At 46.8% G+C, this 538-nt stretch carries 1 protein-coding gene and 1 pseudogene; both read right to left on the reverse strand.

Going from position 1 to position 538, the window contains the following annotated elements:
* Nucleotides 1-124, reverse strand: a pseudogene (gene lpxK / locus R8O10_RS27130) (tetraacyldisaccharide 4'-kinase); the annotation flags it as partial.
* 5 nt (nt 125-129) lie between these two features.
* On the reverse strand, nt 130-538 hold a 409-nt coding region (locus R8O10_RS27135; protein WP_318192217.1), incomplete at its 5' end, for an ATP-binding cassette domain-containing protein.

Raw genomic sequence — 538 nt, forward strand, 5'->3', positions numbered from 1 at the left:
GACCAGTTTGGAACTGTTGACGCTTCGCTCTACTGATTGCACCAAACAACACACTGAGTGGCCATAATAATGGCCACAACAGATATTTTAATGGATGATTTTCAAACCAGATTTTTTCAACCACAGCAACTATTCGCCAAACTGGATGCGATGAAGTTGAGCGTAAGCGCCATTCTTAGCAATCAAGTCTGCGTGATTACCTCGTTCAATAATGGCACCGTCGTCTACGACTAGAATCTCATCGGCTTTTTCGATCGTTGACAAGCGGTGAGCAATCACCAACACGGTTTTATCTTTCTGCAGCTCATCTAATGCAGCTTGGATGGCACGCTCAGATTCCGTATCCAGTGCAGAGGTTGCTTCGTCAAGAATCAGTACAGGCGCATCACGCAGCAACGCACGAGCAATAGCTACACGTTGGCGCTGACCACCAGATAAGCTCGCGCCGTTTTCGCCGATCATGGTATCTAAACCATTTTCCATCTTATTGATGAATTCCATTGCGTGAGCCAGCTTCGCTGCATGCTCAATATCGCTG

The sequence above is a fragment of the Vibrio sp. 1727 genome, from assembly GCF_033344415.1.
Lineage (GTDB): Bacteria > Pseudomonadota > Gammaproteobacteria > Enterobacterales > Vibrionaceae > Vibrio > Vibrio alginolyticus.